The following is a 22971-nucleotide window of genomic DNA, read 5'->3' as shown; positions in this document are numbered from 1 at the left end:
TGGCGTGGATCGGCACCTCCATGTATAGCAGTGCGGTGTGACACGCAGGGGGCTCCCGCGGGGTGTCGCTCGCGAACAGATGAACGGGCGCGCTTAGGCTCGAACCGCCATGATTCGGTTCGAGAACGTCACGAAACGCTACCGCGGGACCTCACGGCCCGCTCTGTCCGATGTCGACTTCGAAGTGCAGCGAGGCGAGTTCGTCTTCCTCGTGGGCGCTTCAGGGTCGGGCAAGTCGTCCTGCCTGCGGCTGATCCTCCGAGAGGACGTGCCGACCACCGGCCGCGTCGCCGTGCTCGGACGCGACCTGCGTTCGCTGGCGAACCGCAAGGTGCCGTACTTCCGCCGCCACATCGGATCCGTGTTTCAGGACTTCCGACTGCTTCCGTCGAAGACCGTCTATCAGAACGTCGCCTTCACCCTGCAGGTGACGGGCTCGTCGCGCGGTTTCATCCAGCAGGCCGTCCCCGAGGCGCTCGCGCTGGTCGGGCTCGACGGCAAGCAGAAGAGAATGCCGCACGAGCTCTCCGGTGGAGAACAGCAGCGCGTCGCGATCGCTCGAGCGCTCGTCAACCGCCCCCAGGTGCTGCTCGCGGACGAGCCGACCGGAAACCTCGACCCGGCGACGTCGGTCGACATCATGCAGCTTCTCGCGAGGATCAACGCGGGCGGTACGACCGTGCTCATGGCGACGCACGAGGCGGGCTTCGTCGACCAGATGCAGCGCAGAGTGATCGAGCTCCGCGACGGCGAGATGGTGCGAGACGAAGTGCACGGCGGGTATGGCGACACATCCAACATCCCGCGCCTCGTCCCGGAGGAGGTGCGCGGTGCGGCAGCGGCAGCCGCCCTCACCGCGGTGCAGGAGGTGCAGCGCCAGACCGCCGACCTCTCGCTCGTCCGCGCTGCGCTCGCTGAGGAGCTCACCGCTCAGCGCAGGGCCGAGGGAGCATCCGCGGATGCCGTACCGACCGCATCCGAGACGCCGGAGGCGCAGGCCGCACCGATCGAGCCGCCCGTCGTCGAGGAGCAGCCCGTGGCCGTCCAGGCCCCTGTCGCGCCTCGGACGCATCCCATCGTGATGCCGCAGGTCGACGTCGCCGAGCTCGGCGTGGCCGATCGCCTCGGCCTGTCTGATGACGGTTCCGAAGAAGTGGGGCCGACGTCATGAGAATCGGACTCATCCTCACCGAGGCCCTCGGCGGCCTCCGACGGAACATCTCGATGGTCATCTCCGTCGTTCTCGTCACCTTCGTGTCGCTGACGTTCGTCGGCGCTGCGATCCTCATGCAGGCGCAGATCGGCACCATGCGCGGGTACTGGACCGAGCGGGCCCAGGTCGCCGTGTACATGTGCTCCGACATCTCCGAGCAGGACACCTGTGTCGACGGTGGTGCCTCGGAGGAGCAGGTGAACGCCGTGCGGGCCCAGCTCGAGGGCGAGGCGCTCGCCCCCCTCATCAGCGAGGTCACCTTCGACTCCAAGGAGGACACCTACGCCAAGCTCGTCGAGCAGCTCGGCGAGGACCAGGCGAGCGTCATCACCCCGGAGCAGGCGTTCGAGGTCTTCTTCGTCACCATGAAGGACCCCGGCCAGTCTCAGGTGATCTCCGAGGCGTTCAACGGCGTCGCCGGCGTCGAGCAGGTGCAGGACCAGTTGCAGTACCTCGAGCCGCTCTTCTCCGCGTTGACGGTCGCGACATACATCGCGGTGGGGATCGCCACGCTGATGCTGATCGCCGCCATCCTGCTGATCGGCACGACCATCAGACTCTCCGCCTACGCCAGGCGCAAGGAGATCGGGATCATGCGTCTGGTGGGTGCATCCAACCGCTTCATCCAGACGCCGTTCGTGCTGGAGGGCGTGTTCGCCGCGTTCCTCGGCTCGGCCCTCGCGAGCGCGGCGGTCGTCGCCGGGGTGCATTTCGGTGTCGACGGCTACCTTCGAGGACGCGTGCCGTTCATCACGACGTGGGTGTCGATGCAGGATGCCGTCGTCGTCGTCCCCGTGCTGATCGGGATCGGTGTCGTGCTGGCCGCGCTCTCGGCGGGCTTCGCGATCCGGCGCTGGCTTCGCACGTGAGCGGCTCGCCGGTATAGACTGACAGGCTGTCGTGCGCCCGACTCGGGCTCTGGAACACTGCGCGACACGGATCAGGAGAGAATCATGCCCAGGGAACGCGGGGAGAAGGTCATCGCGACCAATCGTCGCGCACGTCACGACTACAACATCGAGAAGTCGTACGAGGCGGGGATGGTGCTCACCGGCACCGAGGTCAAGTCGTTGCGTCAGGGACGCGCGAACCTCAGCGACGGGTATGCGTTCGTCAAGGGGAACGAGGTCTTCCTCGATTCCGTGCACATTCCGGAGTACTCGCAGGGGCACTGGACCAACCACTCCGCCAAGCGCGTCCGCAAGCTGCTGCTGCACCGCGAGGAGATCGCGAAGCTGCAGCATGCGGTGTCTGCCGGCGGCTACACGCTGATCCCGCTGAAGCTGTACTTCTCGGACGGTCGGGCCAAGGTCGAGATCGCCCTCGCCAAGGGCAAGAAGGAATACGACAAGCGTCAGACGCTGCGTGAGCGTCAGGACACCCGCGAGGCCGACCGCGCCATGCGCCTGCGCAACCGCGTCGGGGAGTGATCAGCGCGCGGGCGTGAAGCCGAACACGCGTCCGAGAAAGCCGAGCTCCCTCTCGAGTGCGTCGATGATGGTCTCGCTCGCACGGAAGCCGTGGCCCTCACCCGGGTAGAGCACGTACTCGTGCTCGACGCCTCGCTGCGCCAGAGCGTCGCGGATCGCTTCGGACTGCGACGGCGGCACGACACGGTCCTCCGCTCCCTGCATGAGCAGCACGGGCACGCCGATCSGATCGGCGTGCGTCAGGGGAGAACGATCGACGTAGAGCGCCTCGGCCTCGGGCAGCGGTCCCACCAGGCCCTCGACGTAGTGCGCCTCGAAGTCGTGCGAGTGCTCGGTCAGCATCCGCAGATCGGCCACGCCGTATCGGCTGATGCCCGCGGCGAACGTGCCGCCCCGCACCAGCGACGAGAGCACCGTCCAGCCGCCGGCCGAACCCCCTCGGATCGCGATGCGGTCGGGATCGGCGAGCCCGGCCTCGGCGAGGCCGCGCGCCGCGGCGATCACATCGTCGACGTCGACCACGCCCCATCCGCCGTCGAGTCGTTCTCGGTAGGCGCGCCCGTATCCCGTCGATCCGCCGTAGTTGACGTCGAGCACGCCGATGCCGCGGCTGGTCCAGAACGCGATGGCCGCGGACGAGGCGCCCGTCACATGGGCGGTCGGGCCGCCGTGCACGAGCACGAGGTAGGGCGGGAGCTCGTCGTCCGCGGCTGAAGCCGACGGGTTCACGGGCTCGTAGACGAAAGCATGGACAGGGCCGTGAGCGCCATCGACCAGGATCTCGGATGCTGCGGGCATCCACGTCGGGTCGGCCGGCGTCGCTCCCGCGACCACCTCTATGTCGCCGGAGTCGACGTCGACGCACCAGACACCTGGCGCGGTCGTCGAGCTGTTGCCGGAGAGGAGCACTCGGGTGCCTGCGACATCGTCGATGCTGACATGGCCGTCGGCGGGAACGGGGATGCGGTGGGCACCGCCGTCCCGCTCGATGACGTCCACCTCGTCGCGTCCGTTCGTGCGCACCGCCACGATGCGACCGTCGGCGAGCGGTCGATACCAGCGATTGCCGAGCACCCAGAGTCCGTACCCCGTGTCGGCGTCCGTGTCGGCGATCCGCTCTGCGGGACCGACCGCTTCGCGGCCGTCGACGCGCTGTCGGTGCAGCGCCCAGCGACCGGTCGGGTCGTCCGAGTACAGGATCTCGCCGTCGTCCGTCCACTCCGGCTGGAGGGCGGCTCGCGTGGGCAGCTCCGTCCGGCCGGCGCCGTCGGAGAGCACCAGCGACGCGTGCTGCCACGGCATCCGTTCGCCCGACCATTCGACCCACGCGGCGCGAGTCCCGTCGGGAGACAGCGCAGGATGCGCGTAGAACGACTCTCCCTCCACGAGCACCTTCAGCAGCGTCGGATCGTCGGAGGCCGACCCGTCTGTCGGGATCTCGACGATGCCGCGCTGGTGCGGGGCGACCGAGAGGTCCTCCCGCACCGCGAACAGTCGCCCGTTCTGCAGGCGCAGGCCGCCATGTGCCGGCCCCGCGGGAGTCAGGGGCATCGGGGCGCCACCGCGGGGCATCCGATGCACACGCTGATCCTTGGCCTCGACGAAGAACAGTGTCCCCTCGGCATCCGCCGTCCACGCCCCTCCGCCGTACTCGTGCACGCGCGACCGTGCACTCCAGGGCGCGGGGAGGATCTCGGCGCCGCTGGAACTTCGTACCGTCAGGCGACCGCCCTCGGCAGGCACCGACTCGCCCCACCAGATGTCATCGCCGACGAAGGCGGCGCCGTCGATCCTCGGAGACGACGCGGCGATCCGGTCGGGAGTGAACGGAGAGGGCCAGGTACCGAACGGCGACGACATGGTTCGAGCCTATGGCGCACCGGCTCACGGCGTCACACAGGGTGGGTTTCGGGCCAGGCGACGAGGTCTCCGAGAATGCACGATTCCGGAGGCTCGTGTGCGGAGAGGGTCAGACGGAGCGGAGCACCGCGACGATCTTGCCGAGCACGACGGCCTCGTCGCCGAGGATCGGCTCGAAAGCGGAGTTCCGAGGCAGCAGCCACGTGTGGCCGTCTCGTTGCCGGAGTACCTTGACGGTGGCCTCGCCGTCGAGCATGGCGGCCACGATCTCACCGTTCTCTGCGCTGTTCTGCGAACGGACGACGACCCAGTCGCCATCGCAGATCGCGGCGTCGATCATCGACTCGCCCGACACCTTGAGCATGAACAGGTCGCCCTTGCCGACGAGCTGACGGGGGAGCGGGAAGATCTCCTCGACCTGCTGGTCGGCGGTGATCGGAACGCCGGCGGCGATGCGCCCGACGAGGGGAACCAGTGCGGCGTCTCCGACGGGCGTCGCCACATCGGCAGGGTTCTCACCGCTCGCGCCGGGGAGGTCGATGAGCACCTCCATCGCGCGGGTCTTTCCCGGATCGCGGCGCAGATATCCGCTGAGCTCGAGCTGACCCAGCTGATGAGTCACGCTGGACAGCGACTTGAGTCCGACGGCGTCGCCGATTTCGCGCATGCTCGGCGGGTAGCCGTAGTGACTGATCGACGTCTGGATGACCTCGAGGATCGCCATCTGCTTCGGGCTCAGGCTCTTCCGGCGACGAGTGCGCGGGGCGTCGGCCTCGGGGGCGGAGTTGTCGCTCATGGTGCTCCTCAGGTGTGCGATCCGGCGTCTCAGTTCGAATGTCGGAGGCCCGTGATGGGGTGTTCCTATCGAAACCGTATCCGAGAAACGCGACGATGTGGAAGATCTGTTCGAGCGTGTCGGCCGATTCTCGCACTTCTGTTTCGAAGAACGCTTGACAGATGTTCGAATTCGAAGATAACTTCGGTACGTAGCTTCGCATCCCCGGCTCCCGGCCGAGGCGTGGATGCGAACGCTACGCCAACTTCACCGCCCACGCGGTAGATGCAGAGGAGCACGACATGAGCACCATCACCTTCAGCAGTGCAGCAGTCCTTCCGGCTCGTCCGGCGACGCGGCTCCGGCTGACGGCGCGTGGTCGACGCGTCGTGCTCGCCGTCGCAGCGGTGCCCCTCGCCGTCGGAATCGCCTTCGCGGCGATCAGCGGCGGCAGCGCGATGGCCTCGGGTGAGCAGACGGCGACGGCGACGTTCGCGACCGTGACCGTGATGCCGGGCGACACTCTCTGGTCGATCGCAGAGGGCATCGCGCCCGAGGCCGATCCGCGCGACGTGATCGGCGACATCACACGGCTGAACCTGCTGCGCGGCGGGGAGCTGCAGATCGGTCAGGAGCTGGCGATTCCGGCGCAGTATTCGGAGTGAGCCCGACTCCGCCCGATTCGTGGAGCGAGGCGGGGGAGTTCCCGTTCACACTCGGTCTCGACGGGCATTCATGGGGCGAACGCGGCCTACCATGGGAAGGGTGACTGCATCACTCGACGACCTGCCACTTCGCGACGACCTCCGGGGGCTCACGCCGTACGGAGCGCCTCAAGCGCCTCTCCCGATCGCACTGAACGTCAACGAGAACACGCATCCGGTTCCGGACGCCGTGGCCAGCGACATCCTCGATGACATCGCGGTCGCGCTCCGAGACGTCAACCGCTACCCGGATCGCGAGTTCACCACGCTGCGCGAGGGGTTCGCCGAGTACCTCGGCCACGGTCTCGAGGCGGATCAGATCTGGGCGGGCAACGGGTCGAATGAGGTCCTTCAGCACATCCTGCAGGCATTCGGGGGGCCGGGTCGTACGGCGTTCAGCTTCAGCCCGACCTACTCGATGTACCCGCTGATCTCGAAGGGGACCGGGGCGCGGTGGGTCGCCGGCGCCAGGCAGCCCGACTATACGATCACGCCCGAAGAGGCGGCGGCCCAGGTCAGGGATGTCGACCCCGATGTCATCCTCCTGTGCTCCCCGAACAACCCGACGGGCACACCGCTCGGTCTTGACGTGGTCGAAGCGGTCTACGAGGCATCGACGGGGATCGTGGTCGTCGACGAGGCCTACCAGGAGTTCGCGCCGCGCGAGGCGGCCTCCGCCCTGACACTGCTCGACGGACGCCCTCGGCTCGCCGTGTCTCGCACCATGAGCAAGGCCTTCGCGTTCGCGGGTGCTCGCGTGGGCTACCTCGCCGCCGATCCCGCCTTCATCGACGCCCTGAGGCTCGTGCGTCTGCCGTACCACCTCAGCGCTCTCACTCAGGCGGCGGCGGTGGCCGCACTGCGCAACTCCGACGTGATGCTGGGCATGGTCGAGGAGATCGTCGAGCAGCGGGATCGCATCTCGGCGACGCTCGAGGCCCTCGGCTACACGCCGCACGAGTCGTGGTCGAACTTCGTCCTCTTCGGGGGCGTGGCAGAGCCTCAGAAGATCTGGCAGCAGCTGTACGACCGGGGAGTGCTGATACGCGACGTCGGGATCCCCGGACACCTCCGCGTCACCGCAGGCACCGAGGCGGAGACCACCGCGTTCCTCGATGCCCTCGCCTCGATAGGATCGGCTTCATGAGCACCCCCGCCCAGATCTCCCGCACCGCCACGCGTGTGCGCAGCACGTCGGAGTCCACCGTCGAGCTCGAGCTGAACCTCGACGGCACCGGTGCGAGCCGCATCGACACGTCGGTGCCGTTCTTCGACCACATGCTGACGGCGTTCGCGAAGCACTCTCTCACCGACCTCACCGTGCGCGCATCCGGAGACACGCAGATCGACGCCCACCACACCGTCGAAGACATCTCCATCGTGCTCGGTCAGGCGATCCGCGAGGCGCTCGGCGACAAGTCCGGGATCTCCCGTTACGGCGACGCGCTGGTCCCGCTCGACGAGGCGCTCGCCCAGGCCGTCGTCGACATCTCGGGGCGCCCCTACCTGGTTCACACGGGAGAGCCCGCCGGTTTCGAGCACCACCTCATCGGGGGCCACTTCACCGGGTCGCTGGTGCGCCACTCCTTCGAGGCGATCACGTTCAACGCCGGGCTGACGGTGCACGTGCGCGTCCTCGGTGGCCGTGACCCCCACCACATCGCTGAGGCCGAGTTCAAGGCGTTCGCTCGAGCATTCCGCCAGGCCAAAGCGCTCGACCCCCTGGTCGACGGCATCCCGTCGACGAAGGGTGCGCTGTGAGCTCGGCACCCAGGGTCGCCGTCTTCGACTACGAATCGGGCAACGTCCACTCGGCGGTGAAGGCTCTCGTCGCGGCGGGTGCGGACGCCGTGCTGACGCGCGATCGCAAAGAGGCGCTCGAGGCCGACGGTCTCGTGGTGCCCGGCGTCGGCGCGTTCCAAGCCGTCCGAGACGCGCTCTACGCGCACGGCGGCGACGAGATCATCGACCGTCGCCTCGCAGGCGGACGCCCCGTCCTCGGCATCTGCGTCGGGATGCAGGTTCTCTTCGCACACGGCGTCGAACGCGGGCATGATGCCGAGGGCCTCGGCGAGTGGCCCGGAGCGGTCACCGAACTCAACGCGCCCGTGCTTCCGCACATGGGGTGGAACACCGTCGAGCCGGGCGCCGACTCCGTGCTGTTCAAAGGCATCGAGAACGAGCGCTTCTACTTCGTGCACTCGTACGCCGCGCAGTCGTGGGAGCTCGATGTCATCCCGCCGTTCCCACAGCCCGTGCTCACCTGGTCGACCTACGGAGACCCGTTCCTCGCCGCCGTCGAGAACGGACCGCTCTCGGCGACGCAGTTCCACCCGGAGAAGTCGGGAGAGGCAGGAATCCAGCTGCTCCGCAACTGGGTCGACAGCCTCCGGTCGTGACGAGCGATACCGGGCGCCCCGGATCGAGAGCCCGTCGCACAGCTGCGCGTCGGTGACCGCCCGCGGGGCTGCTCAGAAACCGCGCGCGACCGCGGCTGCGGCCGAGAGCCAGGATCGCTGCGTCGGTGCCGCGAGTGCCCGAAGGCGCAGGTGGCCGTCGACCATCTCGCGGTCGAAGGGAATGCCGACGACTTCGCGCGCGAGAGGCTGGTAACCCGCGATCACGTCCGTCACCTCGGCCGGTGACGCCTTCGGATCGGCCTGGCTGACGATGACCACCGATTCCCGCGCGAGCCGCGCCGAGCGCTCGTCGCGGTCCTCGAGCGCCTCAAGCAGCAGGGCCCCGGCTTCGGCATGGTCATCGCGTGTCGTCGTCGCGACGACGATCTGGTCGGCGAGGTCGATCATCCGCAGCCACATGGGATCGGATTCGTCGTTGCCCGAGTCGATGATGATCAGGCGATAGAACTTGGCCGCGATCGCGTGGATGGAGTCGACGTCGGTGGGCCGGAGCCGGTTCTCGTGCGCGAGTCGGATCGGCTTCGACCGCAGGACATCGTATTTCTCCTGAGGCTGGTGGTGCACGAAGTGCGCGAGGTCCGCAGACTGTCCCTGGGCTCCGAGCAGACGCTGCGTCTGCGGAAGCAGTTCAAGCAGTGTGCGGTCGTGAGCCCCGGTCTCGGTGCGCCAGCCGAGCGTGCCGCGGGTCTGGTTGTTGTCCCATGCCAGTACGCCGGCTCCGCCGTACTGAGCGAAGACCGCTGACAGCAGCACGGTGGCCGGTGTCTTTCCCGCCCCGCCCTTTCCGTTGACGACCGCGACGGTGCGGGGTCCCGGCCAGTGACGGCTTACAGCGTGCTCGTCGTCGCGCACGGCTCGCTCGCGGGCGTTGGGTCCGAGGGAGAATCCGACGCGATTGAGCAGCCCGCGCCCGCCCTGTCGCGCGGGCTCCTCGCGGCGCTCCTCCTGCAGGAACGAGCGTCGTCCTACACCCTGCTCACGCTGCTGACGGCGCGATGATGCCGAAGACGCCGACTCGGCCGCAGCGGCGTTCGGTGCCGGCGGGGGCGCGGTGGTCGGCGCCGGCAGCGGCGGGGTGGGCGGGACGCCGGGGGTCTGGTGCTGCGGCACGCCATTCGCCGGGGTCGGCGTCGACGTCGGCGGGATGTTCGGGGCAGGGGCAGGGGCAGGGGCAGGGGCAGGGGCAGGGGCAGGGGCAGGGATCGGCGCCGCAGGGCTCGCCGCGGAACGGGCGTCAGTACCGGGAGCGGCAGGGCTCTGCGGCCCCGCCCACGCAGCGGGAGGCGGTCCGGGAACCGAGGGGGCTGCAGGCGGTCGGGAGATCGGGTCGGAGGGGCTGACCGCTCGGGGAGTGCCGGCCGGCGGAGTCTCGGCAGATGCTGCCGCCCACGCCGCCGCCGCGGCTGCGCGCGTCCCGGGCAGGGGCGGGCTCGACGGCGCGTCGCCGTTCAGCGGTCGCTGGCGTGCATGGTCGGGATTCCCTTCCGGTGCGACCGGCCGCTGCGCGCCGTCATCCGGAGTCTCGGGAGGCAGCGCATTCCCGCGCCGCAGGGGTCCGCCTCCTCGCGGTTCCGCATCGCGCACCATGCAACATCTCCTCACCGACCGAACAGGGGCGTCATCGAGGCTACCGCGTGGCACACGATGTTCTCAGCCGTCATCGTTTTGGAGCGGGCGGATGCGCGGGCTAGTGTCGATTCTCGTGCCGGTGAATCGGCTCTCCATCTCACCTGAGGACGTCATGAACGACTTCGCGCAGTCTCCCTCTCTCACTCTGCTCCCCGCCGTCGATGTCGCCGGCGGCAAGGCAGTCCGTCTCACCCAAGGTGAAGCCGGCACCGAGACCAGTTACGGCGACCCGCTCGACGCCGCGGGGGAGTGGGTCGCGCAGGGCGCGCAGTGGATCCACCTCGTCGACCTCGATGCCGCCTTCGGTCGCGGCAGCAACGCCCCGATCCTCCGCAAGGTCATCAAGCAGTTCAAGAACGTCAACGTCGAGCTGTCCGGCGGCATCCGTGACGATGCGACGCTCGAAGCGGCTCTCGAGAGCGGCGCGACACGGATCAACCTCGGCACGGCCGCGCTCGAGAACCCGGAGTGGGCTGCCGACGTGATCGGCCGCTTCGGCGAGGCGATCGCCGTGGGACTCGACGTCCGCGGCACGACGCTGGCCGCACGCGGCTGGACGAAGGAAGGCGGCGACCTCTGGGAGGTGCTCGAGCGCCTCGAGGATGCCGGTTGCAGCCGCTACGTCGTGACCGACGTCACGAAGGACGGAACGCTCAAGGGCCCGAACCTCGAGCTGCTCCGCGAGGTCACCGCCCGCACGCCGAAGCCTGTCGTGGCCTCCGGGGGCATCTCGAGCCTCGACGACATCGCCGCGCTTCGCGAGCTGGTGCCGCTGGGTGTCGAAGGTGCGATCGTCGGCAAGGCGCTCTACGCCGGCGCCTTCACGTTGGCTGAGGCTCTGGATGTCGCAGGGGACTGACGACGCCTGCAGCCCCGGCTCACAGGGCCACGGCTCACAGGATCATGCCTCGCCGAAGCAGGGAGACTCCGCAGGTGTGCCCTGGGAGGGGCGCAGCTTCGAGTCGAATCCGCATGCGGGGGATGACGGCTCCGCGGACCCGGCGCTTCTCGACGCCCTCCTGCGATTCCGTGCAGGTGAGGGCGCTCAGAGCGAGGTCGTCGACGCGTTCCGCACGGCACGGGTGCTGATACCTCTGGTCGCCGAGAAGGGCGAAGAGGGCGTCGCCCCCAGCGGTCTCGCGGTCGACAAGACGCAGGAGCTCTCCATCGTGACGGTGGCTGCGCCGGACGGTCGCCGGGTGCAGCCGGTGTTCTCCTCGGTCGAGGCGATGCAGCGCTGGGACGCCACGGCGCGACCGATTCCGGTCGACGCAACGCGCGCCGCACTCGCGGCGTCCGCGGACGACACCGACCTCATCGTGCTCGATCCGACCTCCGACACCGAGTTCGTCATCCGTCGCCCGGCAGTGTGGGCGATCGCGCAGGGGCACGGCTGGGAGCCGAGCTTCCTGTCTCCCGAGGTGTTCGGCGCCCTCCAGGCGAGCGTCGCGCACGAACTCGCGGTGATCGATGTCGCAGTCGCCGCCGGCGACCCGGATGCGCGCCTGCGCGGGCCAGAGCTCATCGTCATCCTCGAGCTGGTCGACGGCCTCGAACGCGAAGTGCTCGACGCCGTGCTCGCCCGCCTCGCACAACGCTGGGCGGCGGACGACCGCATCGCCGTGCTCGCCGACTCGCTGACCGTCAAGCTCCGTCGTTCGGCCTGACCGGAGCAGCGCACCCCATCGCTAGGGTTGCTGCATGCCCGTCGCCGTCCTCCTGCACTTCCATCCGGATTGGCCCTTTCGAGACGGCACGGTCATGGATGCGATGGCGAGGGACGGCCGGTATCGTTCACAGTTCGAGACGGGGACGTCGAACGGCGGGCTCACTGCGCATCGGCAAGGCGATCGGTGGCGTTGGGAGAGCCGTCTGTTCGACGGGAGATACGACGCCGGCGCGCCCCACGCGAGACCCGTGTACGGCGCGCTCGACCTCGGCGACGCGCACGGAGCATCCCCACGATTCGGGTCGTCGTTCGTCCGGCTCCGCCCCGAGGCGGCTGCGCGTGCCACGTTCTGCTACCCGGACTCGGTCTTCGAGCCCGACGGCGTCGTCGACCTCCATGGCGTCGACGCTCTGGTCGAGCAGATGCGATCGGGTGACCTCGACCCGCTGGACCGCTACGTCGAGGCGCACGTTCACGGGGGAGTCGACTTCGCGGTGGATGTCGAGGAGATCGTCCTCGACCCCTGCTTTCGCGACTCCGACGCACATGCCGCCGCCGCTCGGCTCGCAGCGGTCGACTTCCATCCCGGTTTCAGGGCTGACACGGCCGCCCTCGATCCGAGGTATCGCGGAGCCGAGTACGTCGACCTGGCGAGGAGTCTGTCGGACGAACTGACGCCCGACGTGGTCGGAGCGGCAGCGCGCTCCGGCATCCATGAGCCGCAGGCGCTGAAGCGGGTCTGGCATCTGCTGGCACGTTTCGGACGCAGTCCATCGCATGCGCCCCACTGATTCGTGTGTCGTCGTGGTGCGCGCCGCCGACCGGACCATCTGGGAACCCTGCGACGGAGCCCGCGATGCTCCTGGAACCCGGACCGCAGCATTCTGACGCTCAGGTCATCTGCGTCCCACGGGATCCAGGAGCCCGCCACACGCGGTGACTAGTTGACCGGCCCGGTCCACTTCTCGCCCGGACCCTTGCCGATCGGGTCGGGGATCGTCGATGCCTCGCGGAACGCGAGCTGCAGTGAGCGCAGCCCGTCACGCAGGGAGCGTGCGTGCATGTCGCTGATCTCCGGCGCGCCGGCGGTGATGAGACCGGCCAGAGAGTTGATGAGCTTGCGAGCTTCGTCGAGATCGAGCTGCTCTGCCGCGTGCGGGTCGTCGGCGAGGCCGAGCTTGACGGCTGCCGCGCTCATGAGATGCACGGCTGCGGTGGTGATGACCTCCACCGCCGGAACGTCTGCGATGTCCCGGGTGGCGGAAGATGCCGCCTCCTCCTGCCGTGCCCAGCGCTCTTCGCGCTCGCGTGCAGCCTCGTCCGATGCCTGGTTCGTCACTTCGCCTTGCCTTCTGTTAGACTGTGTCGGGCTCCGGAGCGTCATGCTCCGGTACGAAAGAGGATTCACTTCCCACCCGCGCTTGCCGTTCCAGGCTACCGGGTCTTGCACTCCACCGGATCGCGTCGTGAGACTGATCCGGCAGGCAGGGTGCATAGCCGGCGTCTGACTGCCGGTGGGTGGGGGACGATTCTGATTTCGCCCGGGATGCTGACTGCGTCCTGGTGGCTGAATCCCATCGTCTAAGGAGTTACGCATCAGCGATCCCCGCACCAATGAGCGCATCCGCGTCCCCGAGGTCCGCCTCGTCGGCCCCGCGGGTGAGCAGATCGGCGTCGTCCGCATCGAGGCGGCGCTGCGCCTTGCGCAGGAAGCCGACCTCGACCTCGTCGAGGTCGCACCGAACTCGAAGCCGCCCGTGGTCAAGATCATGGACTACGGCAAGTTCAAGTACGAAGCCGCCCAGAAGGAGAAGGAAGCTCGCCGCAACCAGGCGAACACCATTCTCAAGGAGGTCCGCTTCCGACTGAAGATCGAGGCGCACGACTACACGACCAAGCTCAAGCGCGCCGAGGGCTTCCTGAAGGCCGGCGACAAGGTCAAGGCCATGATCCTGTTCCGCGGCCGCGAGCAGTCGCGTCCCGAGCAGGGTGTCCGTCTTCTCCGCAAGTTCGCCGAGGACGTCGCCGAGCTCGGAACCGTCGAGTCGAACCCGACCATCGACGGTCGCAACATGGTGATGATCGTGGCTCCGCTCAAGAGCAAGTCCGAGGCCAAGCAGGAGCAGAACGCGGTTCGCGACGCCCAGCGCGCAGCGAACAAGCAGGCCGCCCGCGAAGCCAAGAGCGACACCGATGCCCCGGCCGAGGCCGCAGCGGAGTAACTCCCGCCCCCCAGACTCCCGCACCGCGGGTTGACACCGTCGCCTGAGAAGGCGCCATACGAAGGAAGAGAAGATGCCGAAGCAGAAGACCCACTCGGGTGCTAAGAAGCGCTTCAAGATCACCGGCAGCGGCAAGCTGAAGAAGCAGCAGGCCGGTATGCGCCACAACCTCGAGCACAAGTCGAGCCGGCGCACCCGTCGTCTGAACCAGGACCAGGTGCTCTCGAAGGCTGACACCAAGACGGCCAAGAAGCTTCTCGGCCGCTGACGCGCCCGACGCACGAATAGGAACACAGGAAAATGGCAAGAGTCAAGCGGGCGGTAAACGCCCACAAGAAGCGTCGGGTCATCCTCGAGCGCGCAAAGGGTTACCGCGGTCAGCGTTCGCGCCTGTACCGCAAGGCCAAAGAGCAGGTCATCCACTCGCTGGTCTACTCGTACCGTGACCGTCGCAAGCGCAAGGGCGACTTCCGTCGTCTCTGGATCCAGCGCATCAACGCTGCTGCACGCCAGAACGGCATCACGTACAACCGCTTCATCCAGGGCCTCGGTCTTGCGGGTGTCACTGTCGACCGTCGTATGCTCGCCGACCTCGCGGTCAACGACGCAGCGACCTTCACGACGCTGGTCGAGACGGCGAAGAAGGCTCTGCCCTCTGACGTCAACGCTCCGAAGTCCGCTGCGTAAGCAGCTCTTCACCACAGAGGACGCTCTCCTTCGGGAGGGCGTCCTCTGTCGTTCCCCCGGCGTTTGCGCAGGAACAGCTCTGCCGTTCTCTAGACTGTGAACGTGCTGGAGAACCCCCGTTCGCCCCGAGTCCGTGCCGTCGCCAAGCTGACCAAGCGCAGCGCGCGAGCAGAGACAGGTCTGTACCTCCTCGAAGGACCTCAGGCGGTTCGAGAGGCGCTGACCTACAGCCCCGAGGCGATCGTCGAGTTGTTCGCGACACCGACCGGCTGGGAGAAGCATCCGGACATCCGCGCGAAGGCATCGGATGCCGGCATCGACGTCGAGCACGTCACCGAGTACGTGCTGAACGCGATGGCGGACACGGTCACGCCGCAAGGACTGGTCGCGGTCGTCCGGCAGGCACCGACCTCCGTCCGCGACATCTTCGCGGACTCCCCGCGTCTCGTCGCGATCTGCGAGGAGATCAGGGACCCGGGAAACCTCGGCACGATCATCAGGGCCGCCGACGCGGCGGGGGCGGATGCCGTCGTGCTCACCGGTCGCACGGTCGACCCGTACAACCCGAAGGTCGTCCGTGCCACGACGGGGTCACTGTTCCACCTGCCCGTGGCGGTGGGAGCCGAGCTCGCCGATGTGGTCGAGAAGGCGCACGCCGCCGGTCTTCAGATCCTCGCGGCGGATGTGAAGGGCGACGATCTGCTTCGGGCACGCGCGGACGGAGTCCTCGCCGAGCCGACGGCCTGGCTGTTCGGCAACGAGGCGCGGGGTCTCGAGGACGACGCGCTCGACCAGGCCGATCAGGTGCTGAAGCTGCCGATCTTCGGTCGGGCAGAGTCGTTGAATCTGGCCACGGCCGCGAGCGTCTGCCTCTATGAGAGCGCTTTCGCGCAGCGGGCGGCATCCTCCTCCTGATCGCGGGCGGCGAGGCGCTCTCTCGCTCTGCTGGTAGGTTTGTCCCTGCTCGAGCGGAGAAGGGGACCCAGGGTCGATGCAGATTCTGATCGTGGAGGACGACGAGCGCGTCGCCGCCGCACTCGAGGCATTCCTCGCCCGCTCGGGTTATGCGTCCGTACGAGCGGCAGACGGTGCGTCCGCCCTGCAGCTGCTGGGTGCCGACACCGAGGTCGTGCTCCTCGATCTCGGTCTGCCCGACGTCGACGGCATCGATCTCTGCCGCCGGATCCGCGGTCGCTCCGAGGTTCCGATCGTCATCGTGACAGCGCGCAACCAGGTCACCGAGCGCATCAGAGGGTTGCGGGCCGGAGCCGACGACTTCGTCGTCAAGCCCTACGACGTGCACGAGCTCCTGGCTCGCATCGAGGCCGTCACCCGACGTTCGCGACCGGTGCGGCCGGAGTCCGAAGCGCGTGTGCTCCTGCAGGATGGCGAGGTGGAGATCGACCTCGTCGCTCGTCAGGTGCTCATCGACCGGGCACCGATCGAGCTCACTCGCAAAGAGTTCGACATCGTGTCGGTGCTCGCCCGGTACCCCGGTGTGGCCGTGCCGAAGGAGAGACTCATCCGCGACGTCTGGAACACCGATTGGCGCGGGTTCGGCCACTCTCTCGAGGTGCATGTCGGCGCCATCCGCAAGAAGACGGGCCAGCGTCGTCTGATCGAGACCGTGCGCGGTGTCGGCTACCGGCTGGCCGGGTAGCCGTCGATGCGCAGACGTCTGGTCGTCGTGTTCCTCGTGCCGCTCGTCGCGATCCTCCTGTCGCTCGGCGGCGCGACGGCCTGGAGCGCGACCCGCAGCATCCAGCAGGCGTTCTACACCGAGCAGCTCGGCGACCTGGGGTACTTCGTGACGAGTGCACGACAGGCGCTGCGGTCGGGGAGCGCGACCGTGATCGACGCCGAGGTCGAGCGATTCCACGAGGTGTACGGGATCGACGTCGTCGTGTTCGATCTCGCCGGCGGCGTGTGGGCTTCGGGAGTGGACGCGGCCGAGGTGCTGCCCGACGACGATGCCGCACGCGTCGGCCTCGCGCTCTCGGGGCGGCGGGCCGACGCTCCTGAGCCGGTGTTCCCCTGGATCGCGGCCGAGTCCTCGCTCGTCGAGCCGGTGTTCGATGACGGCGACGTCATCGGCGCCGTCATGCTCTCCGCCGACGTCGAGGCGCCGAGGACGGAGATCCTGCGGCAGATCCTCGTGCTGTCGGCGGTGTCGGTGGTGTCGATCGGACTGGGCGTCTTGCTCGTGTTCCGGCTCGCCAGGTGGGTGCTCTCTCCGGTGCGTCGTCTCGACGAGGCGATGATCGCGATCGAGCGGGGGGAGATGGACGCCAGGGTCGCGGAGGACACCGGACCACCCGAGCTGCGCCGGATGACCCGCGTCTTCAACGGCATGGCGGATGAGATCGAGCGCGTCATGACGCGCCAGCAGGAGTTCGCGCTGAACGCCTCGCACGAGCTCCGCAACCCCCTCAATGCGCTGCTTCTGCGCGTCGAGCACCTCTCGACCGGCCTCGATGACGACTGGAAGGACGACGTCGAGGAGACGAGGGAGGAGGGACGCCGCATGGCTCGCATCCTCGAGACGCTCCTCGGGCTCGCGCGGGGCGGACGCTCTGACACCACGATCTCGGCTGTCGATCTGACGACCCTCGCGGCCAGGCGCGCCGAGGCCTGGAGCGAGGTGGCCTCTCACCGGGGGATCCGCACACTCTCGTCGGGGGACGCCCCGGTGATGAGCGTCACCGATCGCACGATCGTCGAGAGCGCGCTCGACGCGATCATCGACAACGCGGTGAAGTTCTCTCCATCCGACACCGTCGTCGAGATCGGATCGCACCGCAGCGAGGGAATCTGCGTGCTCACCGTCCGCGATCACGGCCCTGGTCTGACTCGCGAGCAGGCCGAGAACGCCGCCGACCGGTTCTGGCGGAGCGACGACAGCGGCGGGGTGCCCGGTTCAGGGCTCGGCCTCGCGATCGCCACCGACCTCCTGGCGACGATCGGTGGCGAGCTGAGGGTCGACACGCCGGAGGACGGCGGACTGCTGGTCTCGCTGCTGCTGCCGGACGGAGCTGCGGAATGAGCCGGCGCGGCAACCGCCACGCCCGCTGGCGCAGGATCGCGGCTGCGGTGGCCGTGCTGGTGATCGCAGGCGCGAGCAGTGCCTGCAGCACCCGGTCGGACGAATGGGGTGACTCTCAGTACGCGATCGCCGGAGGGGGATCGAACGGGGTGTACTACGCCTACGGTGCGGAGGTCGCTCGCGCGCTGTCCGGCTCGCTGGGCGTCCGCGTGGAGGTGGCAGAGACCGCCGGGTCGGTCGACAACCTTCTTCGGGTGAGTTCGGGGGAGGCTCTCCTCGGCTTCGCACAAGGGGATGCCGCGGCGGACGCGGTCGCGGGTGCCGGGGCATTCGACGAGGCGCTGCCGGTGCGGGCAGTCGCCCGCCTGTACGACGAGTACCTCCACGTGGTCGTGCGCGCCGACTCGGACATCGTCGACCTCGGAGACCTGGCGGGAAAGACCGTGTCGCTCGGCGCGGAGAACTCGGGCGTCAACGTCATCGCCGCACGAGCCCTGGATGCCGCAGAGGTCGACATCGCGTCGATCGCGGATCCGCAGCTCGACCTCAGCGCGTCGATCAGCGCACTCGAGGGGTCGGGCATCGACGGATTCTTCTGGGTGGGTGGCATCCCGACCCCCGGCATCGCCGAACTGGCGAAGACCACCCCCGTGCGGCTGGTGCCGGTGCAGCAGACCTGGGTCACCGCGATCAACACGCGCTACTCCGACGCATACCGTCCGTCGGACTTCCCCGTGGGCCTCTACGGGCTCGACGAGTCGGTGCCGACGATGGCGGTCCCGAACTATCTGGTCACCTCGTCCGACACCCCCGACGGCATCGTGCGAGACGTTCTGACGAGCCTCTTCGACGGCCGCACGGATATCGCGCAGCGGGTGCCGGTCGCCTCTCTGCTCGACCGGAGACAGGCGATCTTCACAGGGCCGGTCGACCTCCACCCCGGTGCGATCGAGTACTACCGAGACCAGCGGGACTGAGGCCTCAAGAAATCCTCAAGAAGTCTCATGCCGGCATGCTGCTCTGCCAATGTGGTGGTCGATCGCGCTCGATTCGACGGAGAATTCAGATGCCACAGAGCCCACGCCCTTCACTCGGGCGCGCTCTCGGTCGTTTCCGGGGATCGTCGTGCGAGCGGATCCGGTCGGAGGCTTGCTGCAACGTTCTACTCGGGGGAGGAACCGCGCAGCAGGGACGCCCCCACGGTTCGCGGGGGCGGACCGTGGGGCACTCCGGCATCCGGACGGGATTCGCCTCTTCGCGTGGTTACGAACGTGTAAATGTCGACGGATCAATGTGGAGCCACGTGATCGACCTGGCTAGTTTGGAGAAATGATGACCTCTGGTAAGCCTCTCGTCGTGGTCGACAACGTCCAGAAGCACTATGGCGACTTCCAGGCGCTCACGGATATCGACCTCACCGTGAACGCCGGCGAGGTGGTCGTGGTGATCGGCCCCTCCGGCTCGGGCAAATCGACCCTGTGTCGCACCATCAATCGACTCGAGACGATCACGAGCGGCACGATCAGCATCGACGGCAAGGCGCTGCCGGCGGAGGGCAAGGGACTCGCGAACCTGCGAGCCGACGTCGGCATGGTGTTCCAGTCGTTCAACCTCTTCGCGCACCTCACGATCCTCGAGAACGTCACGCTGGGCCCGATCAAGGTCCGCGGCATGAAGAAGGCCGATGCCGACAAGGAGGCGATGATGCTGCTCGAGCGCGTCGGCGTCGCCCAGCAGGCGTCGAAGCTCCCCGCTCAGCTCTCGGGCGGACAGCAGCAGCGCGTCGCGATCGCCCGTGCCCTCGCCATGCAGCCCAAGGTCATGCTCTTCGACGAGCCGACCAGTGCGCTCGATCCCGAGATGATCAACGAGGTCCTCGACGTCATGGTCGAACTCGCCCGTGACGGCATGACCATGATCGTCGTCACCCACGAGATGGGCTTCGCGCGCAAGGCTGCCAACCGCGTCGTGTTCATGGCGGACGGGAAGATCGTCGAAGAGGCGACACCCGAGGAGTTCTTCACCAACCCGAAGAGCGACCGCGCCAAGGACTTCCTCTCCAAGCTCCTCACGCACTGACGAGCTTCACAGACCTTTGCACACACAGCACACGAAGGAGACGCACATGCGACGCACACGCACACTGGCAGGAATCGGGATCGCGACGGTGGCACTGTTCGCGCTGACCGCCTGCAACAGCGGCAGCCCGTCCGACCCCGGCGCCGGAACCGGCGGCGACGAGGGCGAGGACTCCACCTGGTTCGAGGTCGCCGAGGACGTGCAGCTCGAGGGCAGCCCGACGTTCGACGCCATCCAGGAGCGCGACAAGGTCGTCGTCGGCGTCAAGGAGGACCAGCCAGGACTCGGCTACCTCGACGTGACGACGGGGGAGCGCACCGGCTTCGACGTCGACATCGCTCGGTGGATCGCCGCATCGCTCGGCTACGACGAGGACAAGATCGAGTTCAAGCCGATCGCCTCGGCGAACCGCGAGCAGGCGATCACGAACGGTGACATCGACTACTACGTCGGCACCTACTCGATCAACGACAAGCGCAAGGAGCTCATCGACTTCGCCGGCCCGTACTTCATCACCGGCCAGGGACTCCTGGTCGCCGCTGATGCTGACGACGCCGAGGCGCTCGAGGACTTCAACGGCAAGACCGTCTGCTCTGCGACCGGCTCGACGCCGATCCAGAACATCAAGGCGAACTTCCCCGAGATCAAGACGCAGGAGTACGACCTGTACTCCGCCTGCGTGCAGGATCTCATCGACGGCAAGGTCGACGCTGTGACCACTGACCAGGCGATCCTGATCGGCTACGCAGCGCAGTACCCGGACGACGTGAAGGTCACCGGCGGCCTCTTCACCGAGGAGCGCTACGGTGTCGGCCTCACGAAGGGCGATGACGCGCTGCGCACGCACATCAACGAGCTCTTCACCGACAACGGCGACATCTGGCAGGCGATCTTCGACGCGAACCTCGGTTCCAGCGGCATCGAGGTCGAGCAGCCCGAGGTCGACGCGTACTGATCGACATGGGCGGCCTCCTCAGGGAGGCCGCCCACTCATTCTGAAGAAGGGAGGGTGGCGTGGACGTCATCTTCGGCAACCTCGACCTGTGGGGACAGGCGATCAGCAACACGCTGATCGTGTTCTTCGCCGGCGGGATCATCGCGCTGATCCTCGGCCTCATCGTCGGGGCGATGCGCGTGTCTCCGGTGCCCATCGCGCGAGGCGTCGGCACCGTGTACGTGAACACCGTGCGCAACACCCCACTCACCCTCGTCTTCTTCTTCTTCATCTTCGGGTACCCGCAGCTCGGGCTTCCCGATCTGTCGAACCTCGTGCTCGGCATCCTCGCCATCGGCATCTACACGGCGACCTATGTCGCCGAGGTGCTGCGGGCCGGAATCAACACGGTCCCGGTCGGCCAGGCTGAGGCGGCGCGCGCGATCGGGCTTCCCTTCGGCCAGGTGATGGGCCTCGTGATCCTCCCGCAGGCGTTCCGCTCGGTGGTGCCTCCGATGATGAGCGTCTTCATCGCCCTGCTCAAGAACACGACCGTGGCGGCCGGATTCTCGGTCGCCGAACTGGCGGCACTGCGTTCGACCATCAACGACTCGGCCGATCGCCCCGGCAACCCGATGGAGGTCCTCCTCTGGGTCGCGGTGGTGTTCGTCGCCCTGGTGCTGCTGTTGAGCTGGCTGCAGCGATATCTCGAGAACCGATGGAGGATCGCGCGATGAGCTCTGTACTGTACGACGTCCCGGGGCCCCGGGCGATCGCCCGCAACCGCGTCATCGCGGTCGCCACCGTCATCCTCGTCCTCGCCGCTCTCGGCTTCATCGTCCTGCGGATGGTGGAGACGGGCCAGTTCTCGGCGGAGAAGTGGTTCGTCTTCACGTTCTCCAACGTGTGGATGGGCATCTTCAAGGCGCTCGGCAACACCCTCGCCGCGTTCGCGCTCGCCGCGGTGCTCAGCATCGTGCTGGGATTCGTGCTCGCGATCGGTCGGCTCTCCGACCACGCCTGGGTGCGGATCCCGGTGACCGCGATCACCGAGCTCTTCCGCGCGGTCCCGGTGCTGGTCTTCATGATGCTGCTGTACTACGGACTGCCCGTGGTCGGCGTCAAGATGGACCCGTACTGGGCGGTCGTCATCGCGCTGATGGCGTACAACGGCTCCGTGCTCGCAGAGGTGCTGCGGGCCGGTATCGAGTCCCTGCCCCGCGGGCAGAAAGAGGCCGGCTACGCGATCGGACTCCGCAAGAGCGGCGTCATGCGTCTCATCCTGCTGCCGCAGGCGATCCGGGCGATGCTCCCGGTGATCGTCGCCCAGCTGGTCGTGACCATGAAGGACACCGCTCTCGGGTTCATCATCACCTACCCGGAGCTGCTGTACTACGCGAAGCAGCTGACGTCGCAGCAGGGTCGTCCGATCCTGCAGTCGGCGTTCGTCATCGGCGGCATCTACATCGTCATGTGCCTCATTCTCTCCGGCATCGCGAAGTGGGTGGAGATCAGCACCCGTCGTTCGCCGAAGGTCAAGGCGATCCAGGCAGCCGGGGACCCGCGCCAGCACGGCGACGGCACCAACACCGAGCTCATCACCCTGCAGCGCGGGGGCGGGGTCGCGGGCGGGGACGGCCCCGGCCCGGTCTGAGCGTCCGTCGTGATGCGCGTCGAGCCGGTCTCCGCCTATCCGCCTGCGACGAGCCGCACGCTCGCGGAGTGGATGGATGCTGACCTGGCCGCGCTGCATGGCGCGGACTCCCGGTCTCGGCTGCGTGAGGTCGCCGATGCCCGCGCGATGCGCCGTGGGATGTGGGCCTCGTTCCTCGCGCTCGGCTCGTCGTCCGTCGTCGTCGGGCTCGTCCTGCTGGCGGTCGGTATGCCGCCGTCGGCATACGTGCCGTCGATGATCGTCGGTGGCATCGTCGCCGTCGTCTCCGGCGTGTTCCTCGCACGGGTGAGAGGCTGGATCCCGAAACCCGGCACGTCGCACACGACCCGGGGTGCCGGCTCGCTCGGAGGCGGCCTCATCGCCGCAGCCAGCATCTTCGGGGCGCTCAACGTCTTCCTGATCCCCGGAATCGTCTCCTCGGTCGACCCGGTGCCGCTCCTCGTCCTCGACGCAGGATTCGCACTCCTGCTCGTCTCGGTGTTCGTGATCCCGGCCGCGGTCATCGGCAGGGGGCGTCAGACGCTGCGTCGCGAAGCGGCGCGGGACCAGCGACTCGTGGCCGCGCTCGAGCGCGATCGGGTCACGTGGGTGCCCCTGGTCGCAGTGCCGATGTTCGGCCCGCTCTGAGCCC

26 protein-coding genes are annotated in these 22971 nt (G+C 68.0%); 22 read left to right on the top strand and 4 right to left on the bottom strand.

The features are described 5' to 3' along the window. Window positions 1-109: 109 nt before the first annotated feature. The 3 genes from ftsE (at window position 110) to smpB (ending at window position 2643) form a co-directional block, all read left to right on the top strand. Window positions 110-1171, top strand: coding sequence for a cell division ATP-binding protein FtsE (gene ftsE / locus AC04ME_RS17145; protein WP_042536529.1), 1062 nt, complete (start codon window positions 110-112; stop codon window positions 1169-1171). Beyond that, a complete protein-coding gene (gene ftsX / locus AC04ME_RS17140) occupies window positions 1168-2082 on the top strand; it encodes a permease-like cell division protein FtsX (protein ID WP_042536530.1) in 915 nt (304 codons plus the stop codon). The genes ftsE and ftsX overlap by 4 nt, the downstream gene beginning before the upstream one ends. A gap of 84 nt (window positions 2083-2166) precedes the next feature. After that, window positions 2167-2643 (top strand): SsrA-binding protein SmpB, encoded by a 477-nt coding sequence (gene smpB, locus AC04ME_RS17135; RefSeq protein WP_042536531.1) that lies wholly within the window; start codon window positions 2167-2169, stop codon window positions 2641-2643. Here the strand turns inward: smpB and AC04ME_RS17130 are convergent, their stop codons facing one another. Both AC04ME_RS17130 and lexA read right to left on the bottom strand, forming a co-directional pair. Then, window positions 2644-4503: a S9 family peptidase gene (locus AC04ME_RS17130; protein WP_475436197.1), complete on the bottom strand. Its 1860-nt coding sequence runs from the start codon at window positions 4501-4503 to the stop codon at window positions 2644-2646. Between the two features lie 109 nt (window positions 4504-4612). Next, window positions 4613-5299 carry a transcriptional repressor LexA gene (lexA, locus tag AC04ME_RS17125; RefSeq protein ID WP_475436196.1) on the bottom strand — a complete coding sequence of 229 codons (687 nt, stop codon included), beginning with the start codon at window positions 5297-5299 and terminating at the stop codon, window positions 4613-4615. A gap of 281 nt (window positions 5300-5580) precedes the next feature. Between lexA and AC04ME_RS17120 the strand changes: the two genes are divergently transcribed. The 4 genes from AC04ME_RS17120 to hisH all read left to right on the top strand — a co-directional run bounded on the left by AC04ME_RS17120 (window position 5581) and on the right by hisH (window position 8381). Next, a complete protein-coding gene (locus tag AC04ME_RS17120; RefSeq protein WP_042536534.1) occupies window positions 5581-5943 on the top strand; it encodes a LysM peptidoglycan-binding domain-containing protein in 363 nt (120 codons plus the stop codon). A gap of 91 nt (window positions 5944-6034) precedes the next feature. Further along, a complete protein-coding gene (locus AC04ME_RS17115) occupies window positions 6035-7129 on the top strand; it encodes a histidinol-phosphate transaminase (protein ID WP_194285945.1) in 1095 nt (364 codons plus the stop codon). Further along, the gene (hisB, locus tag AC04ME_RS17110) at window positions 7126-7743 is read left to right on the top strand and encodes an imidazoleglycerol-phosphate dehydratase HisB (RefSeq protein ID WP_042536536.1); all 618 of its coding nucleotides are present in this window, start codon (window positions 7126-7128) and stop codon (window positions 7741-7743) included. Before AC04ME_RS17115 ends, hisB begins: the two co-directional genes overlap by 4 nt. Then, window positions 7740-8381 carry an imidazole glycerol phosphate synthase subunit HisH gene (gene hisH, locus AC04ME_RS17105; protein ID WP_042536537.1) on the top strand — a complete coding sequence of 214 codons (642 nt, stop codon included), beginning with the start codon at window positions 7740-7742 and terminating at the stop codon, window positions 8379-8381. Before hisB ends, hisH begins: the two co-directional genes overlap by 4 nt. Window positions 8382-8453: 72 nt before the next feature. On the opposite strand, the gene AC04ME_RS17100 is transcribed toward hisH, so the two are convergent. Next, on the bottom strand, window positions 8454-9989 hold the full coding sequence (locus AC04ME_RS17100) for a MinD/ParA family ATP-binding protein (protein WP_475436193.1): 1536 nt from the start codon (window positions 9987-9989) through the stop codon (window positions 8454-8456). A gap of 154 nt (window positions 9990-10143) precedes the next feature. On the opposite strand from AC04ME_RS17100, the gene priA reads away from it, so the two are divergent. From priA to AC04ME_RS17085, 3 genes are read left to right on the top strand one after another with little or no spacing between them, the layout of a single operon-like run. Beyond that, complete coding sequence (gene priA / locus AC04ME_RS17095; RefSeq protein ID WP_079114015.1) at window positions 10144-10890, top strand: bifunctional 1-(5-phosphoribosyl)-5-((5-phosphoribosylamino)methylideneamino)imidazole-4-carboxamide isomerase/phosphoribosylanthranilate isomerase PriA; 747 nt, start codon at window positions 10144-10146, stop codon at window positions 10888-10890. Continuing rightward, a complete protein-coding gene (locus tag AC04ME_RS17090) occupies window positions 10874-11698 on the top strand; it encodes an SseB family protein (protein ID WP_042536539.1) in 825 nt (274 codons plus the stop codon). The genes priA and AC04ME_RS17090 overlap by 17 nt, the downstream gene beginning before the upstream one ends. A 34-nt stretch (window positions 11699-11732) precedes the next feature. After that, complete coding sequence (locus tag AC04ME_RS17085) at window positions 11733-12491, top strand: DUF3626 domain-containing protein (RefSeq protein ID WP_042536540.1); 759 nt, start codon at window positions 11733-11735, stop codon at window positions 12489-12491. A 149-nt stretch (window positions 12492-12640) separates the two neighbouring features. Here the strand turns inward: AC04ME_RS17085 and AC04ME_RS17080 are convergent, their stop codons facing one another. Beyond that, window positions 12641-13039, bottom strand: a complete 399-nt coding sequence (locus tag AC04ME_RS17080; RefSeq protein WP_042536542.1) for a DUF1844 domain-containing protein — start codon at window positions 13037-13039, stop codon at window positions 12641-12643. 232 nt (window positions 13040-13271) lie between these two features. Between AC04ME_RS17080 and infC the strand changes: the two genes are divergently transcribed. From infC to AC04ME_RS17020, 12 genes are all read left to right on the top strand, one after another. Continuing rightward, the gene (infC, locus tag AC04ME_RS17075) at window positions 13272-13922 is read left to right on the top strand and encodes a translation initiation factor IF-3 (RefSeq protein ID WP_079113185.1); all 651 of its coding nucleotides are present in this window, start codon (window positions 13272-13274) and stop codon (window positions 13920-13922) included. Window positions 13923-13995: 73 nt separating this feature from the next. Beyond that, the gene (gene rpmI, locus AC04ME_RS17070) at window positions 13996-14190 is read left to right on the top strand and encodes a 50S ribosomal protein L35 (RefSeq protein WP_036278714.1); all 195 of its coding nucleotides are present in this window, start codon (window positions 13996-13998) and stop codon (window positions 14188-14190) included. Between the two features lie 32 nt (window positions 14191-14222). Beyond that, entirely contained in the window at window positions 14223-14609 is a 387-nt protein-coding gene (gene rplT / locus AC04ME_RS17065) for a 50S ribosomal protein L20 (RefSeq protein ID WP_029262486.1), read from the top strand. A 102-nt stretch (window positions 14610-14711) separates the two neighbouring features. After that, a complete protein-coding gene (locus AC04ME_RS17060) occupies window positions 14712-15524 on the top strand; it encodes a TrmH family RNA methyltransferase (protein ID WP_042536547.1) in 813 nt (270 codons plus the stop codon). Between the two features lie 76 nt (window positions 15525-15600). Beyond that, window positions 15601-16269 (top strand): response regulator transcription factor, encoded by a 669-nt coding sequence (locus tag AC04ME_RS17055; RefSeq protein WP_475436189.1) that lies wholly within the window; start codon window positions 15601-15603, stop codon window positions 16267-16269. 6 nt (window positions 16270-16275) lie between these two features. Continuing rightward, on the top strand, window positions 16276-17652 hold the full coding sequence (locus AC04ME_RS17050) for a sensor histidine kinase (RefSeq protein ID WP_475436187.1): 1377 nt from the start codon (window positions 16276-16278) through the stop codon (window positions 17650-17652). Then, complete coding sequence (locus tag AC04ME_RS17045; protein WP_042536551.1) at window positions 17649-18629, top strand: TAXI family TRAP transporter solute-binding subunit; 981 nt, start codon at window positions 17649-17651, stop codon at window positions 18627-18629. Before AC04ME_RS17050 ends, AC04ME_RS17045 begins: the two co-directional genes overlap by 4 nt. Before the next feature lie 352 nt (window positions 18630-18981). Then, window positions 18982-19731: an amino acid ABC transporter ATP-binding protein gene (locus tag AC04ME_RS17040; protein WP_376708823.1), complete on the top strand. Its 750-nt coding sequence runs from the start codon at window positions 18982-18984 to the stop codon at window positions 19729-19731. A 46-nt stretch (window positions 19732-19777) separates the two neighbouring features. Next, window positions 19778-20686, top strand: a complete 909-nt coding sequence (locus AC04ME_RS17035; protein WP_042536552.1) for a glutamate ABC transporter substrate-binding protein — start codon at window positions 19778-19780, stop codon at window positions 20684-20686. A 59-nt stretch (window positions 20687-20745) separates the two neighbouring features. Beyond that, a complete protein-coding gene (locus AC04ME_RS17030) occupies window positions 20746-21402 on the top strand; it encodes an amino acid ABC transporter permease (RefSeq protein WP_042536554.1) in 657 nt (218 codons plus the stop codon). After that, a complete protein-coding gene (locus tag AC04ME_RS17025) occupies window positions 21399-22319 on the top strand; it encodes an amino acid ABC transporter permease (RefSeq protein WP_042536606.1) in 921 nt (306 codons plus the stop codon). The genes AC04ME_RS17030 and AC04ME_RS17025 overlap by 4 nt, the downstream gene beginning before the upstream one ends. 9 nt (window positions 22320-22328) lie before the next feature. After that, window positions 22329-22967 carry a hypothetical protein gene (locus tag AC04ME_RS17020; protein ID WP_153302225.1) on the top strand — a complete coding sequence of 213 codons (639 nt, stop codon included), beginning with the start codon at window positions 22329-22331 and terminating at the stop codon, window positions 22965-22967. Window positions 22968-22971: the final 4 nt, after the last annotated feature.

It is taken from the genome of Microbacterium sp. LjRoot205 (assembly GCF_056175745.1).
This window is presented reverse-complemented; position numbering and strand designations above follow the sequence as displayed.

Coding starts and splice junctions, on each gene's coding strand:
- ftsE (WP_042536529.1), top strand. CDS start 110: ATGATTCGGTTCGAGAACGTCACGAAACGCTACCGCGGGACCTCACGG.
- ftsX (WP_042536530.1), top strand. CDS start 1,168: ATGAGAATCGGACTCATCCTCACCGAGGCCCTCGGCGGCCTCCGACGG.
- smpB (WP_042536531.1), top strand. CDS start 2,167: ATGCCCAGGGAACGCGGGGAGAAGGTCATCGCGACCAATCGTCGCGCA.
- lexA (WP_475436196.1), bottom strand. CDS start 5,299: ATGAGCGACAACTCCGCCCCCGAGGCCGACGCCCCGCGCACTCGTCGC.
- AC04ME_RS17120 (WP_042536534.1), top strand. CDS start 5,581: ATGAGCACCATCACCTTCAGCAGTGCAGCAGTCCTTCCGGCTCGTCCG.
- AC04ME_RS17115 (WP_194285945.1), top strand. CDS start 6,035: ATGGGAAGGGTGACTGCATCACTCGACGACCTGCCACTTCGCGACGAC.
- hisB (WP_042536536.1), top strand. CDS start 7,126: ATGAGCACCCCCGCCCAGATCTCCCGCACCGCCACGCGTGTGCGCAGC.
- AC04ME_RS17100 (WP_475436193.1), bottom strand. CDS start 9,989: ATGGTGCGCGATGCGGAACCGCGAGGAGGCGGACCCCTGCGGCGCGGG.
- priA (WP_079114015.1), top strand. CDS start 10,144: ATGAACGACTTCGCGCAGTCTCCCTCTCTCACTCTGCTCCCCGCCGTC.
- AC04ME_RS17090 (WP_042536539.1), top strand. CDS start 10,874: ATGTCGCAGGGGACTGACGACGCCTGCAGCCCCGGCTCACAGGGCCAC.
- AC04ME_RS17085 (WP_042536540.1), top strand. CDS start 11,733: ATGCCCGTCGCCGTCCTCCTGCACTTCCATCCGGATTGGCCCTTTCGA.
- rpmI (WP_036278714.1), top strand. CDS start 13,996: ATGCCGAAGCAGAAGACCCACTCGGGTGCTAAGAAGCGCTTCAAGATC.
- rplT (WP_029262486.1), top strand. CDS start 14,223: ATGGCAAGAGTCAAGCGGGCGGTAAACGCCCACAAGAAGCGTCGGGTC.
- AC04ME_RS17055 (WP_475436189.1), top strand. CDS start 15,601: ATGCAGATTCTGATCGTGGAGGACGACGAGCGCGTCGCCGCCGCACTC.
- AC04ME_RS17050 (WP_475436187.1), top strand. CDS start 16,276: ATGCGCAGACGTCTGGTCGTCGTGTTCCTCGTGCCGCTCGTCGCGATC.
- AC04ME_RS17045 (WP_042536551.1), top strand. CDS start 17,649: ATGAGCCGGCGCGGCAACCGCCACGCCCGCTGGCGCAGGATCGCGGCT.
- AC04ME_RS17040 (WP_376708823.1), top strand. CDS start 18,982: ATGATGACCTCTGGTAAGCCTCTCGTCGTGGTCGACAACGTCCAGAAG.
- AC04ME_RS17035 (WP_042536552.1), top strand. CDS start 19,778: ATGCGACGCACACGCACACTGGCAGGAATCGGGATCGCGACGGTGGCA.
- AC04ME_RS17025 (WP_042536606.1), top strand. CDS start 21,399: ATGAGCTCTGTACTGTACGACGTCCCGGGGCCCCGGGCGATCGCCCGC.